This window comes from Pseudomonas sp. LAMO17WK12:I10 (genome assembly GCF_900215185.1).
Taxonomy (GTDB): Bacteria; Pseudomonadota; Gammaproteobacteria; order Pseudomonadales; family Pseudomonadaceae; genus Aquipseudomonas; species Aquipseudomonas chlororaphis.
On the sequence record NZ_OBDX01000023.1, the window covers coordinates 43306 to 58138 of the forward strand.

General features: G+C 59.2%; 23 protein-coding genes. 14 read left to right on the forward strand and 9 right to left on the reverse strand.

Annotation, left to right across the window (positions count from 1 at the left end):
* Window positions 1–18 precede the first annotated feature (18 nt).
* The 6 genes from CRO75_RS22860 to CRO75_RS22885 all read left to right on the forward strand — a co-directional run bounded on the left by CRO75_RS22860 (window position 19) and on the right by CRO75_RS22885 (window position 4190).
* A complete protein-coding gene (locus CRO75_RS22860; protein ID WP_239990629.1) occupies window positions 19–1026 on the forward strand; it encodes a hypothetical protein in 1008 nt (335 codons plus the stop codon).
* A 42-nt stretch (window positions 1027–1068) separates the two neighbouring features.
* Entirely contained in the window at window positions 1069–1494 is a 426-nt protein-coding gene (locus CRO75_RS22865) for a cell wall hydrolase (protein ID WP_097138408.1), read from the forward strand.
* Window positions 1494–2015: a DUF2514 family protein gene (locus CRO75_RS22870; RefSeq protein ID WP_097138411.1), complete on the forward strand. Its 522-nt coding sequence runs from the start codon at window positions 1494–1496 to the stop codon at window positions 2013–2015. Before CRO75_RS22865 ends, CRO75_RS22870 begins: the two co-directional genes overlap by 1 nt.
* Before the next feature lie 1219 nt (window positions 2016–3234).
* Window positions 3235–3471, forward strand: coding sequence for a YceK/YidQ family lipoprotein (locus CRO75_RS22880; RefSeq protein ID WP_007921679.1), 237 nt, complete (start codon window positions 3235–3237; stop codon window positions 3469–3471).
* A 189-nt stretch (window positions 3472–3660) separates the two neighbouring features.
* On the forward strand, window positions 3661–3810 hold the full coding sequence (locus tag CRO75_RS33045) for a hypothetical protein (RefSeq protein ID WP_007921689.1): 150 nt from the start codon (window positions 3661–3663) through the stop codon (window positions 3808–3810).
* A gap of 98 nt (window positions 3811–3908) precedes the next feature.
* The gene (locus CRO75_RS22885; RefSeq protein ID WP_097138413.1) at window positions 3909–4190 is read left to right on the forward strand and encodes a DUF1993 family protein; all 282 of its coding nucleotides are present in this window, start codon (window positions 3909–3911) and stop codon (window positions 4188–4190) included.
* Between the two features lie 51 nt (window positions 4191–4241).
* Here CRO75_RS22885 and CRO75_RS22890 read toward each other — a convergent pair whose 3' ends face one another.
* A complete protein-coding gene (locus CRO75_RS22890; protein WP_177409779.1) occupies window positions 4242–4634 on the reverse strand; it encodes a hypothetical protein in 393 nt (130 codons plus the stop codon).
* A 344-nt stretch (window positions 4635–4978) separates the two neighbouring features.
* Between CRO75_RS22890 and CRO75_RS33320 the strand changes: the two genes are divergently transcribed.
* Complete coding sequence (locus CRO75_RS33320) at window positions 4979–5173, forward strand: hypothetical protein (RefSeq protein ID WP_239990630.1); 195 nt, start codon at window positions 4979–4981, stop codon at window positions 5171–5173.
* 69 nt (window positions 5174–5242) lie between these two features.
* The gene (locus CRO75_RS22900; RefSeq protein ID WP_097138415.1) at window positions 5243–5629 is read left to right on the forward strand and encodes a DUF5329 domain-containing protein; all 387 of its coding nucleotides are present in this window, start codon (window positions 5243–5245) and stop codon (window positions 5627–5629) included.
* A 146-nt stretch (window positions 5630–5775) separates the two neighbouring features.
* On the opposite strand, the gene CRO75_RS22905 is transcribed toward CRO75_RS22900, so the two are convergent.
* Complete coding sequence (locus tag CRO75_RS22905; protein ID WP_097138417.1) at window positions 5776–6204, reverse strand: N-acetyltransferase; 429 nt, start codon at window positions 6202–6204, stop codon at window positions 5776–5778.
* A gap of 170 nt (window positions 6205–6374) precedes the next feature.
* Window positions 6375–6704, reverse strand: coding sequence for a hypothetical protein (locus CRO75_RS22910; RefSeq protein ID WP_097138419.1), 330 nt, complete (start codon window positions 6702–6704; stop codon window positions 6375–6377).
* A 338-nt stretch (window positions 6705–7042) separates the two neighbouring features.
* Between CRO75_RS22910 and CRO75_RS22915 the strand changes: the two genes are divergently transcribed.
* Window positions 7043–7417 (forward strand): hypothetical protein, encoded by a 375-nt coding sequence (locus CRO75_RS22915; protein WP_097138421.1) that lies wholly within the window; start codon window positions 7043–7045, stop codon window positions 7415–7417.
* Between the two features lie 83 nt (window positions 7418–7500).
* Here the strand turns inward: CRO75_RS22915 and CRO75_RS33050 are convergent, their stop codons facing one another.
* Complete coding sequence (locus CRO75_RS33050) at window positions 7501–7671, reverse strand: hypothetical protein (protein WP_177409780.1); 171 nt, start codon at window positions 7669–7671, stop codon at window positions 7501–7503.
* Window positions 7672–7913: 242 nt separating this feature from the next.
* Window positions 7914–8351, reverse strand: a complete 438-nt coding sequence (locus CRO75_RS22920; RefSeq protein ID WP_097138423.1) for a hypothetical protein — start codon at window positions 8349–8351, stop codon at window positions 7914–7916.
* 115 nt (window positions 8352–8466) lie between these two features.
* Between CRO75_RS22920 and CRO75_RS22925 the strand changes: the two genes are divergently transcribed.
* Entirely contained in the window at window positions 8467–8910 is a 444-nt protein-coding gene (locus CRO75_RS22925) for an anti-virulence regulator CigR family protein (RefSeq protein WP_097138425.1), read from the forward strand.
* 425 nt (window positions 8911–9335) lie between these two features.
* Complete coding sequence (locus tag CRO75_RS22930; protein ID WP_097138427.1) at window positions 9336–9848, forward strand: fimbrial protein; 513 nt, start codon at window positions 9336–9338, stop codon at window positions 9846–9848.
* A 480-nt stretch (window positions 9849–10328) separates the two neighbouring features.
* Here CRO75_RS22930 and osmE read toward each other — a convergent pair whose 3' ends face one another.
* Window positions 10329–10697 carry an osmotically-inducible lipoprotein OsmE gene (osmE, locus tag CRO75_RS22935; protein WP_097138429.1) on the reverse strand — a complete coding sequence of 123 codons (369 nt, stop codon included), beginning with the start codon at window positions 10695–10697 and terminating at the stop codon, window positions 10329–10331.
* A gap of 405 nt (window positions 10698–11102) precedes the next feature.
* Here osmE and CRO75_RS22940 point away from each other — a divergent pair, with 405 nt between their 5' ends.
* Window positions 11103–11306 (forward strand): DUF6021 family protein, encoded by a 204-nt coding sequence (locus CRO75_RS22940; RefSeq protein ID WP_037004783.1) that lies wholly within the window; start codon window positions 11103–11105, stop codon window positions 11304–11306.
* A gap of 114 nt (window positions 11307–11420) precedes the next feature.
* Window positions 11421–11621, forward strand: coding sequence for a DUF2188 domain-containing protein (locus CRO75_RS22945; protein WP_097138431.1), 201 nt, complete (start codon window positions 11421–11423; stop codon window positions 11619–11621).
* Between the two features lie 63 nt (window positions 11622–11684).
* Here the strand turns inward: CRO75_RS22945 and CRO75_RS22950 are convergent, their stop codons facing one another.
* Window positions 11685–12011 (reverse strand): isochorismate lyase, encoded by a 327-nt coding sequence (locus CRO75_RS22950; protein ID WP_097138433.1) that lies wholly within the window; start codon window positions 12009–12011, stop codon window positions 11685–11687.
* A gap of 210 nt (window positions 12012–12221) precedes the next feature.
* On the opposite strand from CRO75_RS22950, the gene CRO75_RS22955 reads away from it, so the two are divergent.
* Window positions 12222–12542 carry a heavy metal-binding domain-containing protein gene (locus CRO75_RS22955; protein ID WP_009044236.1) on the forward strand — a complete coding sequence of 107 codons (321 nt, stop codon included), beginning with the start codon at window positions 12222–12224 and terminating at the stop codon, window positions 12540–12542.
* Window positions 12543–12764: 222 nt separating this feature from the next.
* Here the strand turns inward: CRO75_RS22955 and CRO75_RS22960 are convergent, their stop codons facing one another.
* Both CRO75_RS22960 and CRO75_RS22965 read right to left on the reverse strand, forming a co-directional pair.
* On the reverse strand, window positions 12765–12974 hold the full coding sequence (locus CRO75_RS22960; protein ID WP_023965801.1) for a hypothetical protein: 210 nt from the start codon (window positions 12972–12974) through the stop codon (window positions 12765–12767).
* A gap of 70 nt (window positions 12975–13044) precedes the next feature.
* Window positions 13045–14685 (reverse strand): ABC-F family ATP-binding cassette domain-containing protein, encoded by a 1641-nt coding sequence (locus tag CRO75_RS22965; protein ID WP_097138435.1) that lies wholly within the window; start codon window positions 14683–14685, stop codon window positions 13045–13047.
* Window positions 14686–14833: the final 148 nt, after the last annotated feature.

Below are 14833 nucleotides of genomic sequence, written 5' to 3' on the forward strand. Positions count from 1 at the left end.
TTTTTGTGGAGAAAATAAATGTCCAAGCAGGTCATCAATCTCGGTGTCATCCCCACCGGCGTCGGCGGTGATACACCGCGCAGCGCCAATACCAAGGCCAACGATAACTTCACCGAGCTGTATAACGCTCTCGGTGCTGCCGGGTCGCCATCGACCTTGCCGGCCGCGCTCCCTGTTGCTAACGGCGGTACAGGCGGCTGGACTCAGGCCGCGGCACGATCCGGTCTCGGCCTGGGCAATTCAGCTGTTGCGAACATCGGTTATGAAGCCGGTAACGTTGCTGGTGCATATTCAACTGGACGGACGAGCACAAGCCTGGTTCAGAGCTGGTACACGAACGTCGCGCATGGCGTTGACCCGAATCTCTATCCACCAGGCTCATCCGGCCTACCCACTGGCGGCACCGGGTACTGGTACAAGCAGGTTTTCAGGCATACGGATACATCCAATCGCCTGACAATCGCTTGGCCCTACGGGCTGTCCGGCAGCTCGGGCACGGTTAAATTCCAGTCGATCTATGACGGCAGTCCGACACCCTGGATCGAGTTCTACCACACCGGAAACACCACCCGGGGCTCGGGCGGTGTGCTGTCTGCTGCATCGCCGATCCTGCGCATCGCCAATGTCGCCGACAGCCAGCGCCGGGACCTCGACGAGCAGACCTTCGAGCCGGCCGGCGAGTGGGGCATGGCGAACAGCGAGGCCCGCGGCGTGAGTGTCGAGCGCCTGGGCGTTGGTGAGTACCGCGTGACTGGCAGTCTTGGCCTGGCACTGGAAGGCTGGCGAACGCAGGACCCGTGCTCCCCCGATGGGGGCGGGACGCTGGGTATCACCGAGACCGAGCAGGAACCCGACGGCACGGTGGTCGTCCGGCTGTTCAAGCAGCGCTGGACCCTGTCGGCCGATGGCGAAATGATCCCCGGCCGCGGGGCTCCGCTGGACGTGCCGCTCAATAGCTGGATCGACGTGCGGCTGGAAATGCCCGCGGTAGAGCCGCCCCCGCAACAGTTCGCCGAAACCGAATAACAGCCCGCCAAGCGCGGGCTTTTTCTTGCCTGGAGAAAAGTCATGACTGCAACAGAGAAAGACCGCGATATTTTGGCGCGGACGTTGTACGGAGAGGCCCGCGGCGAAGGCCTGGCTGGCCAGATCGCCGTGGCCTGGACGATCCGCAACCGCGTGAACGACGGGAAGACCAAGTCCTGGTGGGGGGAGGGCTATGCCGGCGTGTGCCAGGCGCCGTACCAGTTCAGCTGCTGGAACAAGAACGACCCGAACTATCCGTTCCTGAGCGGCGCCAAGCCGATTCCGGCCGGCCAGTTCGCCCAGGCCCAGCGCGCAGCTGACCAAGTGATCGCCGGCGCAGTGGCTGACCCTACCGGCGGTGCCACGCACTACTATGCGACCACCATGCCAAAGGCCCCGGGCTGGGCGGCGAAGGCCAAGCAGACGGTGCGCATCGGGCTGCACGTTTTCTTCAGGGACGTGCCGTGATGACGCCGATACAGAAGCTGATCGGCATGCTGGTGCTAATACTACTGCTCATGGCTGGTAGCGCGGCGGTGGCTTGGCGCTGGCAGGCGAACAGCTATGGCTTGCAGCTGGCTGAGTTGGCCAAGACCAAGGAGCAGGAAATTGCTAAGGCTGAGCAGCAGGCCCGGGTAGAAGAACAACGACGGCAGTCGGCCGTGGAGAAGGTGAGAAGTGATGCACAAGAACAGAACAAGGCTGCAACCGCTGATGCCGGTGCTGCTGACGTTGCTGGCGACCGGCTGCACGTCACAGCGGATGAGTTCGCCAGCCGATTCAGTGGCAGCACCTGCGATCCCAGTGCTGCCCAGCGAGGCGCGTCAGCTGTCCGTGCCGCCATGGTGCTATCCGACTTGCTCCAGCGGGCTGACAAAAGAGCGGGAGAGTTGGCAGCAGCTTATGACCAAGCCAGAGTAGCGGGATTAGCATGCGAAGCTGCCTATGACAGTCTTCGTGTTAAGGGTGGTCGATCAAAGGCTTTGTGATGCCTGAGCGATCATCCAAAGGTACCGCCTTTGCTAAACCAACGCCTTCCGAAGGGGCCGAGTTACTTGCAGAGCATTTCGAAACACAGTTGTTGTAGAGCACGTGGCAGGAGGCGTGGCACGCAGGGGCTGCATCTGCTTCCATTGGGCATGCGGAATTGCACTCACTTGACATTTCAATACAGTCGTCTTGGCAAGCAGAATGCGCGAAAAGCGAGAAAGAAAATGTCACAACCAACAAAAAAGCTGATGAAGATAGTTTCATCGCCGCCTACCCACTTGCTTAGAAAAACAAAGGTTGTGTATTTAATGGCGCGCGATGCGGTTCCTGAAGTCTAGTGCATCTTTCGGGGCATTGTTGATCCTCAGCTTATCGCATCATCTGCCCGGCAGGCCTGGTTCATGGAGCCCCGCGAGCCCCGCCGCTCGTCAGCGCCCGATTGATGGTCTGAAGGCTGTGGGTAATATGCTGTGTTTTTATACAGTGTTGAGGCTTGCGATGTACTTCAAGATTGTCCCGATGAGAGATCGAGGGATAGCGAGATCCTGGGAGGTGATAGGTAGGGAGCGATCGATCCGCGGCGACGTAAATATCCGGTATGAGATGTGCAAATCATGAATCGACACAGCAACATAGCGAGGATCAGGCCGGCCATGCCGCTCGATCCTGAGTTGCTTCCGCCGTTGATTGATGCGTTTTTGTCCGGGATGGCGACCAACGCTTTCACGTTGAGCGGCCTCGAAGAGGTCGACGGGCGCCTTTATGCGCAGTCGTGGTACTGCAGGCCAGACTAGGGGGGGCGGTCGGCAGGACGCCGGAGGAGGGTGATTTTCTTGCCGCAAAAAATACTGCCCCATTGATTTTATTGGGCTTCAGGGCATTGATTCTTGCATGATTGCGGCAATAAAAATAAGCTAAGTGATTGATTTGTATGGAATCGAACGGGGACTTAAAATCCCCCGCTCGTAAGGGCGTGCCGGTTCGATTCCGGCTTCGGGCACCATCTATTTCAAGGGTTTGCTGGCGAAAGCTGATGCAAACCCTTGTTCGTTTCCGGTCCGCAAATTCAAATCCGGTCTGCGATTTACGCGGTTGGAGAGGCTTTCTTGCCTTTCTGCTGGCGGATGTATTTCTCTGTCATTGCCATTGGGCAAAAGTCACTGGCGTATTGCAGAGACGTCTACACAGCTCTGCAGATGGATGTAATAAGGACATTAGGTGTTTCGGAAAGTGATTCTGTTGGTGTTGGTCAATTGCCTGAGCGGCTGCGCCGCGGTGGCGATGCGCATGGACTACGACCACCCTTGCCCCTACAAGGGCGTGCGCCTGGACTGGTGGTTGGTGGGCACCTCCCATGGAAAGCTGATTCCCTTTTTACTGATCGATGCACCGTTTTCCTTGGTGGTCGATACGGTGTTTTTTCCATTCGAGTATCAGTACAGCTGCAATGACTAATCTGTTTTGGGCTTTCGTCTGTAAAGCGGCAGCCCTGCGCGATTTGCCGATGCTCTTGGGTGATGCGTATTCGCCATTAGCACACCAGCCCTAATCGTCTGCTACCGAGGCCGGACATATAGTGCGGACGACCATCCTCGTCGGGGTGGCTCTCACAAGAAAGTGCCGATACGAAAAAGGAGATTCACCATGTCATTCAAGAAAATCGTCTACGCCTCCGCAGTGGTCCTGGCCCTCACCGCCTCGAACGCTCACGCATTCGCCAGAGACTGTAACGACTCGCTGTGGAAGTTCAGCGGCATCGAAGCACTGACCTGCATCTTCTCGGGCCAATGGTAATCCGCCGTTTCCCGGGTTGAAGCTGTCCCAACGACAAGGCTGACCGTGAATGGCCGCTCAATCCGGTCAGCCTTGTTGTTTTCCATTCCTGCCCATTCATCGCGCGGTTCTCAATCCTCCATCCGGCCATTGGTCAATCGTTGCAGACCCTTTCTTCGGCGGATCCCGCGCAGGTGGATGACGGCGCGCAACGCCAACTCTCTATCGAGCTCGCGGATGGCTTGACCTTCGATATGACTGGCAATGAGTACGCGGTGAACTGGGTGACACCACAGTTCTACTTTCACCTCGTCACGGCCTACAACATCCTGCGACATAACGGCGTGCCGCTCGATAAAGCCGACGATGTGCCGCACATGTTCGCCTACTTGCGCCAGTAAGCGACTTTCTGGACGCCCAAGTGGACTAAAAGCAAAGCGCTGAATCGGGCCTCAAGGCTCGGTTTTATCACGTTTGTCATGCGGGGTTTTTCTGTTGAAGCGCGTCGAGATGTCTTGGTAGGTCTCATTATCGGTTGCAGCAAGCAGCGTCTGGCCATCCTTCAAGGTGGCCAGAAATGTCACTTCGGTATTATGGCCCGCCAGAAGATAGCCGGCGACAGCGCCCACCGGCCCAAGAAACATGGCGCCAACCACTCCAAGGCCTATGGCGCTCTTCATATTCTTGTTCGAGTCAGTATTTTCGACGGTTAGATCTTTAAACTCGGAGACGAAGAAACTTTTCCCCGTTCGAGGTTTATGGGGTGTTTTAAGCGTGATGGTTCCGCGCAGATACTCCGCGTCCCCCTGGGGGAAGTCACCGGCCAGCACTATGATCTTTGTCATCTGGAAAGGCCCCAGGCGATCATTTTTAGGGGGCCATTGCGCGCCTTAAGGGGTAGAGCGTCAACGCTGCGACGACGACTGGCGGCACCATTGGTCTATGGCAGAGCAGAAATGGGCATCGACAGGCATGCGCGGCAAGGAAGGGCTGAGACGGCAACGCTAAAGGCTGTGCTTGAACGGCTTGGCATTCGAGGTTTGGATCCGCCAGCTATCGACAAAAGCAGATATTGAATACCCATAGGCTCAAGCGCCGGCCGGTGGGTTTGGATGGGCGTGGAACAGCGGATACACTTGCCGCCAGCCGCTAGTGGGCTGGGCGGATAAACCAAGGCAGAGCTTCAGTGATGATTATTCAAAACGCGGCACCCAGACTTTCTTATGCAGAACTTGCCAAGATAGTTGAGCAGAAGAGGGCGGTAGAGCATGTCAATCTGCTTGAAGCCAAATTGAATCCAGACTTCCTGGCCAAACTTGAGGCCGCGACAGAAACCGCGGATGTGAAGCAGGACGTTCAGTCGATTTTCCCTATCGAAGTCTGACCGACCTAGCGCCGGGTGATACTCGGCCAGATCCGACAATATTGCTCAGTTTCAAGACAAGGACGAAGGATGCGAATTTTTACCGGTGAGTGGGCTCGATGGCTGATGGCGGCTGGTATGGGCCTCTTGGCAATGGCGAGTAGCGCGCAGGCGCAAACGACGCCTCAGGCAGCCCAGGAGATAAAGGGCTTGCTGGACTTTGTCGAGCATAGCCAGTGTCAGTTCGTGCGTAATGGCACCGAGTACCCGGCCCCTCAAGCCCGGCAGCACCTGGAGAAAAAGCTGAATTATCTCGAGGGCAAGAACATGGTGAGCAGCGCAGAGGACTTTATCGACCTCGCCGCCACTAAAAGCAGCATGAGTGGCAAGGCCTATGAGGTGCGCTGCCCGGAAGGCTCGCAACCGGCAAGCAGCTGGTTAAAGGCAGAGTTGCAGAGGCAGCGCCAGCTTCACTGATTCAGTCTTTGGCCAAGGAAAGCCCAGCTCATACGCTGGGCTTTCTTGTTTTTAGAGCGCCATAAAAAGCCAGGGCTGACAGGGGGGATGGCCTAAAGAGGGGCACAGTCGGCATGTTCCGGACATAGCGTGACGAGTTACATGGATCAGAGCGGGGCGCAGCTCATAAGGTATTCCTGCTGCCCGGTTTGCTCATCCGTCTGTTCGTGGGTCACGACAAAACCTTGTGCCAGGTAAAAGCCGTAGCTGGCGGTATTGTCCTTGTATACCGCCAGACTCAACATGGGGCGTTGTGCCCTGGCATGGGCGAGCAATTGCTTGCCAATACCCTTGGCCTGGAATTCAGGTGCAACAAAGAGGGCGGCAAGTTGGTTGTCGTGCAGTGAATAGAAGCCCTGCACTTTGGATTGTCGCTCGATGACATAGGTCTCTGACGCCGGGAGGTACAGGTTGCGCATGTTGTCGACTTGCGACTGCCAGAATGAGGCGTCGATAAAATTGTGGGCTTTCAGCGAGGCCTGCAGCCAGATGTCCAGCACGGCATCCATATCTTGCTGTTCAAATCTTCTGATCATTTCTCTTGCGCTTTTCCTGATAACGGGTTGCAGGCTAGAAGTAGGCGCTGGCCAGTTCAATAGCCAACATATTAAAAGATGCAGGAGTGCGGCGAGGGAGGCGACCGACTGATCGAGGATCAGGCGGTCGCAGTCGGATATCAAGGCTCCACTGATGCAGTACGGATCAGTCAGGAGATGTGTGGGATTTTGTCGATGTACGCGATTCGCTCGCCGTTGTGGAAGATTTCAATCGCGCTGTAGAGCGTGGCGTTGGGCGGCAGCACCCGGGTGAACCTGACTTGCGTGCAGGTGATTGTCTGAATCCAATCCCCTGGCCTTTGGTACAGGTGCAGATCCAGCAGGAGTATTGCCGGGTTGATACCCTGCGGGACTCGTACCGTCAGATAGGCCTTGACCCCTGGGTTGGCGACTTCAACGTCTCCGACTACATAAAGTTCGTCCGGTTTGGGTGGCATGGTGTCCAGCCAGGCATGCCAGTTCGTGCAGTTCGTGATCATTTTTCCGTTCCTTGAGAAATGAAACTCGAAGCTTGAGGTACTGCGGTTTCGCATGGCGCTTCGTGTGCCATCGAATCGAATGTCGGCTGCCCAATCCTCCATATCCAAGAGCGGCGCTGAAGAGGTCGGATGAATACGACCGGAAGTCCATGGTTAAAGGTGTAGATGAGGAACGGGACAGGGCACCACGGTCTGGACGAGCGGTACCCATTGGCTGTGCCCAGGCCGTCATTTTCCCCCGACTTTTGGCGCATATCGAACGTGATCTTTATTCGTTTGCGTGTCTTTATAGGCCGCTGAAGCACTGGCGTTTTGCCGCGCTCACAAGGAGGTTCCAAGTGATAGCAAAGCTGTTTGTGACGATCGGGATTATCTTCTACGCCGTTGTGGTGCCGGTGCTGGAGATCAATCAGACCCATGTTTTCAACCCGGCCTGGGAGCCGCATGCACGGTTGCATGAGGTCTGGCAGCTGTGGCTGGTGTGGTTGAAGAGCAACCTTCGCCTGTCCAGCCTGCTGACGGTATTCGTCACGGGCGGCTTCTTGGCGGCTTACGGGCTTCAGCAGTCTTACGGTGGGTCGATGGTGCTCACCGATGGCTCTGAGAAGTTGATCCTGGGCATCAACCTCGGGCTGTTTGCCTACACCCTGGCAATTTTGCTGGCGGCTATCGCGGTTGTGATTGACCGGCGCAAACGGCCCGCGCGGCTCTGAGCCTGAGCTGAGGGTGATCGGTTGCGTAGAAGCAAGAAAGCAGAAGCCCGGACATGGCCGGGCTTCGTTGGATGGGGGGCTGTTCAGCGTGAGTAGGGCGTGCCTTCACGCTCCGCGTTTTCTACCGACAACCTGCGTCTACGCCTTTGAACCCAGCTCCAGAGTGCGTGCACAGGATGAATGAACATCGCCAGCACGCACAGCAGCAGGACAATGAAGATGGACATCAGACCGAGACCTTCATGGGAAAACATCGTGAGTTACTCCTGTAGTTCACTTTGTCGGTCCCAGAAGGGTAGGCACTCAGACGCTTCGCTTCATGAAGGTTACTTAAAGATAGTTTCATCTTTGCCCGAACCATGAGGGCAGAAGAGGGCGCCGCCGGGCGGAGGCCGGTACTAAAAAGCCCGGCGCTGGGCCGGGCTTTTGATGCGGGGGCGATGCTGACCAACCGAGGGTGTTGAAACCGATTCAGCTGGAGAGCATGAGGCAGGGTCTATCGATCATTCTTGCTCGAGGAGACGCTGGCGTTGCCCAGGCCTTTCGAGTTGTGGTCCCCGGGCGTGGTGTCCGAGATCGCGGTGGCTTTTGACAGTCCGCGGGTATCTTTGGAATGAGCCACGCCGGAAGTGGTCGAGCCATGGCCGTTGCTGTCGTTACGAATGCTGCCGTAATGGTTGCCATTTTCTCCAAGATTGCGAACCGACTTGCCGGCTGGGTCGCTTTTCAGGCCGCCGTTATGGCCCTTGCTGCTGACCCCTCCCGAGTGACCACCTGCCTGGCCGCCATGCCCCCCGCCGTTGCCACCGCCATTTCCCCCACCATGGCCACCACCGTCCTTGGCATAAGCGGACGTCATGGGGAGCAGAGGAGCCGCTGCCAGCATCAGTACACAGGTCACGGCAGTCACGAGATTTTTTTTCTTTAAAAGCATGATTGCTTCCATAGATAGGGAGAGGTTTGCATGAACTAAGACGCAATCGGCTGTCTATAGTTCGGGAGTCATGACGAATGGCACCACGGCTGGATTCATGCAGAGGACTGCAGAGATGACGACTCGTTCGGTTGTAGCTGTTTTAGCAAGCGCCGCGTTTTTATTCGGCTCGACTGCCTTGTATGCGGACCCAGGGAACGGCAAGGGCAACCCCCATGGCAATCAGGGCGGACATGGCAATAAAGGCAACAAATCCCAGAACTACAAGCAGGGCGGGCGGTATGACGGCCCTCAAGTCGATGTCGGCGGTATTCGCGTGATCATTGGCGACAGTCGTGACTACTGGTCACCCGGGCCGGCCCTGCCGCCGGGCATCCAGAAAAACCTGGCCCGAGGCAAACCACTGCCGCCGGGCATCGCGAAAAAACTCGATGGCCGGATGCTCGGCCGGCTGCCGCACTATGACGGCTATGAGTGGCAACAGGCCGGCACTGACTTGATCCTGGTCGCCATCGCCACAGGCATCATCTACGAAGTTCTGCACGACGCCCTGGACTGATTCCGGGCCGACCCACCAGCAAGCCCGGTGCAAGACCGGGCTTTTTGCCTGATATACAGCGTTGCGCATTCCCGCCGATATTCCTTTCCCAAACATCCTGTTTGACCTCGGCTTTCCTGCTTTTCGTGGGCTCAAATACAGGTAAACCGCCTTGGTGGTGATTTTGCCGAGCCACCTCTTCAGGAACATTCCAGCGCGATCTGATAATTGAGTGGAGAGTTTCGGAAGTGTCCTAGGGACGCCGATTTGGCGCCGTTCTAAGGTTTCAGCGTTCGCCGTGTGCGCTTTTTTGACTGGCATCGACTATCGAGCCGGCTGCGTTTCGCCCATTGAAAAAGCGCATGGCGACAGGCAGGAAGAGCGGCCTGGGTGGCTGCTCCGGACTGAACCGATCGCATGTTTGCATTCAATTAAAGGAATAAATAATGCCCACTCAAAATGTTGGTAAGTTCTTTGATTTTCGCGCCAGGGTTACCGCTCCCACGTGGACGATCGATCCTGATAATGGCCTGGGGGCGAGTGTTGTTCCCGGCGCTTCACGTCGGCGCTCCAGCGGCATGGAGCAGGTGGTCGAACTGGGTACATCGAGCCTTGATGTGCTTCAGGCGGGTGGCAGTCTTCCGCAGTTTTTCAGTGTCGAGTTGAACGAAGACAGGCTCAAGGGGGCGAGCAAGGTCCAGGTCTACTTTGATGGCATCACCAGTGATGGTGTGATCTTGATGAATGACTATGAAGAGGCCGGCTCCGCACGCAATGTGGGCGTTCAACTGCTGGACAGCGAGGGAAAAGTCGTGCTTCTGGGCCATGAAGGGCGTGCCGAATACCCGGTGGCACCGGGTTTCAGGCTGTCCTTCGCGGCAAGGTTGGTCAGCGCCAACGGGCCAGTGGAAGCCGGTGAGTTTTCTTCGTTTTCGGAGTGCGTGATCCTGTATGCCTGATGGCAGGCAAGCGATTCACGCAGACGTAGTCATGCGAAAAGAAGGGCGGCGGCGCTTTTTTGCTGGCGCCAACAAGGTGACGAATCGGCCATAGCCTGAAAAAACATGTGGTTATTTAAGGGCTTAGAAAATATTTAGGGTAAAAATAACCTCAAAATATATTGTTACATGTTCTTCGGGACGTTAAGATAGCCCCGCGTTCACCTACCACGGTTTATGCATTTTTAGCCCCAAGTGTCCATCAGCTACTTGGGCTTTTTTTTGCCTGGAATTTGCCTTCGGCGGTTCTTCCCGCCACTCGATGCCACTTTCGCTCCTTCCTCGAGGCCCCCCTGCAAGGCAAAAAAAAGCCCGCGGGGAGCGGGCCAATAGTTGAATGAGCAGGGTGGAATCTACCCGCCTGGCGCTCGGCTCACAGTGAAAGAAATTTCATCTGGCCATGCCCCGCCCGCAATCGCCGCCAATTCTGGCCAGCGCAGCTCAATAGCCACCACCCATACCGCCCATGCCTCCCGTGCCGCTGCCTGGAGCCCTGGCTTTCTGCTGGGCGTGGCTCCATTCGGCGCAGGTGAGGAAGCTTTTGTGATCGACTTTGCCGTTGCCGTCGAAGCTGACATTGAACGGCTGTTTATGGCCGTCCTGGGTCAACACATAGTCGAAGCAGGTGCCGAGTTCCACGGTGCGAGGGGTGACGGCCACCGGTTCGCCGCCGATCTGTCGGACTTGTTCCTGGGTCATGCCGGTCTCGACCTTCGCCACCAGCGGCTGATTGCGGTAGACATGAGCGTCGCTGGTGCAGCCGGCGACGGCTGACAGCAGAGCGGTCATGACGATAAGTGTTTTGTTCATGGCAGGGCTCCCGATGGTAAGTGTCATGAAGAGACGCCTGGGTGCATCAGTTGAAGTAAAGCCGAACGACGAGGGCAGCGGGTCGTATTCGCAAAGGACGGGACGCGGGGAGGGCGGATAGACAAAAAGCCCGCATGGGCGGGCTTTTTGCAGAGGGGGAGCTGATCCGTCAGCTGCAGCCAGTGTGCGCTTGCGCTATGGCCCTAGCAACGACAGGGCGACGAAACGCAGGCCTGGATATGGGCTGATAACGCAGCTCATGATTCGGCTCCGGCAGACCTGCCAAAACGCCATAAGCACGGCAGAAAACGCTGTTTGATCGATTACCATTCGTCAGCTGTTTTGCACCCTGCATGAGAATGGCCCTCTCATTGAAAGACATTCCATCGTGGTCGGGAGGTACCCATGAGTACGAACAGGCCAACGGGCCCGCGTTCATCCGAGCACGCTTCCGGCAAGGACGAACTGGGCTTCGACCCTGACTCTCCGGATCTGGCCGATCCGCAGGTGGACCCGATAGGTCCGGCGAAAGCGCCCAGGGACAACAGGCCGGAGAAAGAACCCAAGTCCCGGGCGTATGACCCTCTGGGAAACCTGAAGCGCAAGTGAAAGACCGGCCGCGCGTTCCCGCCCGGTGGCGATGGATGGAACCCCCACCCGCGCGGGCCGGGTGTAAGGTGTTCGCGACAACCTCGGCCGATCTCTACCGAAAGGGAGGCGATTATGAGCGTTCCAATGCTGAACAAGATGCACATGAACGGCTATGACGTGGTCAGCGTCAACAGCGGCCCCTGGCGGGTCTGCACCAAGGGCGACCGTCTTGGTTCCTTTGATACCCGGGAGGAGGCCCTGGCCTACGCGGCAGCCTTGCCGGCCTACAAGGCGAAGGCCAAGAAGGCTGCGCGAGGGGCCAATACCCGATAACCCCCTCCACGACCCTGCCCGGCAGCCTGGCTTGTTCCCTGGCTGTCGGGTTTTCTTTTGCCCTCAGGCCGGTGACTGGGCCTGGGCGGATTTCCAGCCCTTGAGCTCCTCTGCGATGAAGTGTTGCACCAGGTCGCTGTAGAGCTTTTCGATGGCGTCGGCGCTCAGGCCCTCGGCCTGGGCCCATTCCCGGCGTTGCAGGAGCATGGCGCGAAAGCGCTCGGGGGCGCGTATGGCGGTTTCCGAGGTCTTGAATTTCGACGCGGCCAAGACGTACCGGAAACGTTCGCCCAGAAGCTTGATGACAGCCTGGTCGAGGCGATCGATCTCGCGGCGGATATCCTCCATGCCTGCGCATTGTTCGGGGGCTCGCGACTGAATGACATCCATGTGAAAACTCCAACTGGGAAAGGATCTGCGGTTATCCGCTGGCGGATTTAACCACGGACAGGCTCGCCCTTGGCATCGCCTTGCAGGCTGCTGCGGCAACCGCGCCCGACATGCTCTCCATGGCCACCCGCGGAGGGTCTGCTACCATCGCGTTTTTTTGCGACCCCGCCCGGGTTCAGGGCCGGGTCGCGCCGGTCAAAGGAGAATGCCGTGATTATCACCACCACCCACGCGATCGCGGGGCGAGAGATTGCCGAGTACCTGGATATCGTAAGCGCCGAGTCCGTGCAGGGGATCAACGTCGTGCGGGATGTCTTCGCCGGGATGCGCGATTTTTTCGGTGGGCGTTCCCAGACCCTGGAGCGGGCCCTGAAAGAAGCCCGGGTGCAGGCGACCGACGAGATCAAGGAGCGCGCCCGCGATCTGCGCGCGGATGCGGTGGTCGGCCTGGACTACGAGATCAGCATGCCCAGCGGCCGTGGCGGCATGGTGGTGGTGTTTGTCACTGGCACCGCCGTCCGGCTCAAGTAAGCGGCGTCTTGCCCGCATCATGTGGCCCCGCTTATGCCCGGCATCCTCCGCCAAGCCGCTGCCCGGCCCTTGGCGATCGCCCATAAAAAAGACCCACCGGGGGGCGGTGGGCCAGTCGGGAGTCTTCAATAAGCGTGAGCCACTTTAGCGAAGCCTTGGCGGGTTCACAGTGAAAGAAATTTCATCATTGCCAGCGAGTGGTTGCCCCGGTTGTCCACGGTTTCAGGCGCGACGGCTGGCGGCATTGAGCCGGCGGCATTCGCGCACGGCGTCCTCTTCCAGGTCGTAGCCATCGCCGATGAAACCATCGGTGCGGGTGTCGGCGATGCGGTACCAGTGGGCGGCGATCGGCGCGCCGTGGGCGGCTTCCCCGGCGCGTCGACCCTGGATGATGATCTTGTTGCAGCGCTTTACGACAAAAATGTCTTCCATGGCGCTTCCCTGGTTGATAGCTGCTCAGAGCAACTATAGAAGCAACTTTGAAATTCGTGCAAAAGCCTGTTCATTGGTTTTCCTCGTCCAGCCTCCAGCCGGCTGGCGTCCATTGCAGCCGGTGGCTGGGCGCCATGGCGGCGAGGAACTCGCGGTCGTGGGACACCACCAGCATCGCGCCGGGGAAACCGCGCAGCGCGCTTTCGAAGGCTTCCACCGATTCCAGGTCCAGGTGGTTGGTCGGCTCGTCCAGGAGCAGCAGCTTGGCCGGTGTGTCGCGCCACAGGGCCATCGCCAGCGCGGCCTTGAGCCGTTCGCCGCCGCTGAGCCGGCCACAGGGCTGGGTCACGCGTCGGGCGTCGAGTTGCAGCCAGGCCAGGCGGCTGCGCAGCAGCCCTTCCTGCAGTGGCCGGTCGAGGGCTCCCAGGTGGTCGAGGATCGAGCGCTGCGGATCGAGCAGCGACAGGCGCTGGTCAAGGCAGGCGCTGGCCACCCGTACTTCGCATTGGCCGCGCAAGGGCTGGAACTCGCCGGCCAGCATCTTCAGCAGGGTGGATTTTCCGCAGCCGTTGGGTCCGCTGACCGCGATGCGCATGGGCCCGGTGACGGTCAGGTCGAGGTAGCTGGCGGCGGCCTCGGGCGGCAGCCAGGGCAGTTGCGCCTGGGTCAGGCAGAACACCTGTTGCCCCTGGGGTACCGCGGTGCCGGGCAGCGTCACCAGGGTGGGCGCCTGCGGCACCAGCCGCGCATAGGCGTCGCGGACCTGCTGATCGAGATTGGTCTTGTGGCCCTGCTGGCGGTTGCGCACATGGCCCATGATGTCCCGGGTGGCGCCTTTTATCTTCATCCGTTCAAAGCTGGCGATGTTGGCGGTGTCGGCATAACGTCGGGCGCCAGCGGCGTGGCGCTGGATAGTGTCATGTTCGCGTTGCAGGCGCTTCTGTTCGCGACTGCGTTCGGTTCGGGCGTGTTCCAGGGCGGCCCGCGCCGCGCCGTGCTCGGCTTCGCGCTGGGCGCGGAACGCCGCGTAGTTGCCGCCGTAGACCCGCGCGCCCTGGGGCGTGAGTTCGACGATGCGCTGCATCTGCGCCAGCAACTGGCGGTCATGGCTGATCAGCAGCAGTCCGCCGCGCCGCTGCCGAAGCTGCGCCAGCAGCCACTGGCGACCGGGCTCGTCGAGGTGGTTGCTCGGTTCGTCGAGTATCAGCAGCTGGGCATCGCTGAGCAGGGCGCCGATCACCGCGATACGCGCCCGTTGCCCGCCGCTGAGGAGGGCGGCCGGATCGTCGGGGCCGATCCTGTCGAGACCGGCCTCGTCCAGCAGGCGGCGCAGGCGTTCGCCAAGGTCCCAGCGCTCGTCGACCTGCGCCAGGTCGGCCATCGAGGCCTGGCCCGCGGCGAGGCGCTTGAGGGCGGCCAGGGCCGGAGCGATGCCGGCAACCTGGGCGACGCTCTGGCCCTCCTGCGCCAGATGTTCCTGGGCGACATAGGCCACGCGGGCGAAGCGCGTGATGCTGCCCGAGGACGGCGAAAGCTCGCCGGCGATCAGGCGCGCGAGCACGCTCTTGCCGGTGCCATTGCGCCCGACTATGCCGGTAGGCAAGGCATCGAATGTCAGGTCGAGTGAATCGAACAGGGTTTCGCCATGGGCGAACTGGAAGGTCAGCTGGTTCAGGGAGACCAGCGCAGGCAGCCGTGTGACGTGAGTCATCAGCACCTCCGGAAAATGTCGAAAAAGGCCAACAAGCGCTGCAAGGCGGCTTGTCGCGAGTACATTTCTGGAAGGCTTAGTTGTTCACGTCGGCAATCGTCCGGTGACGGGGAAGGGCGGCTAGCCTAACGCGCCAGCGTCCCGGATG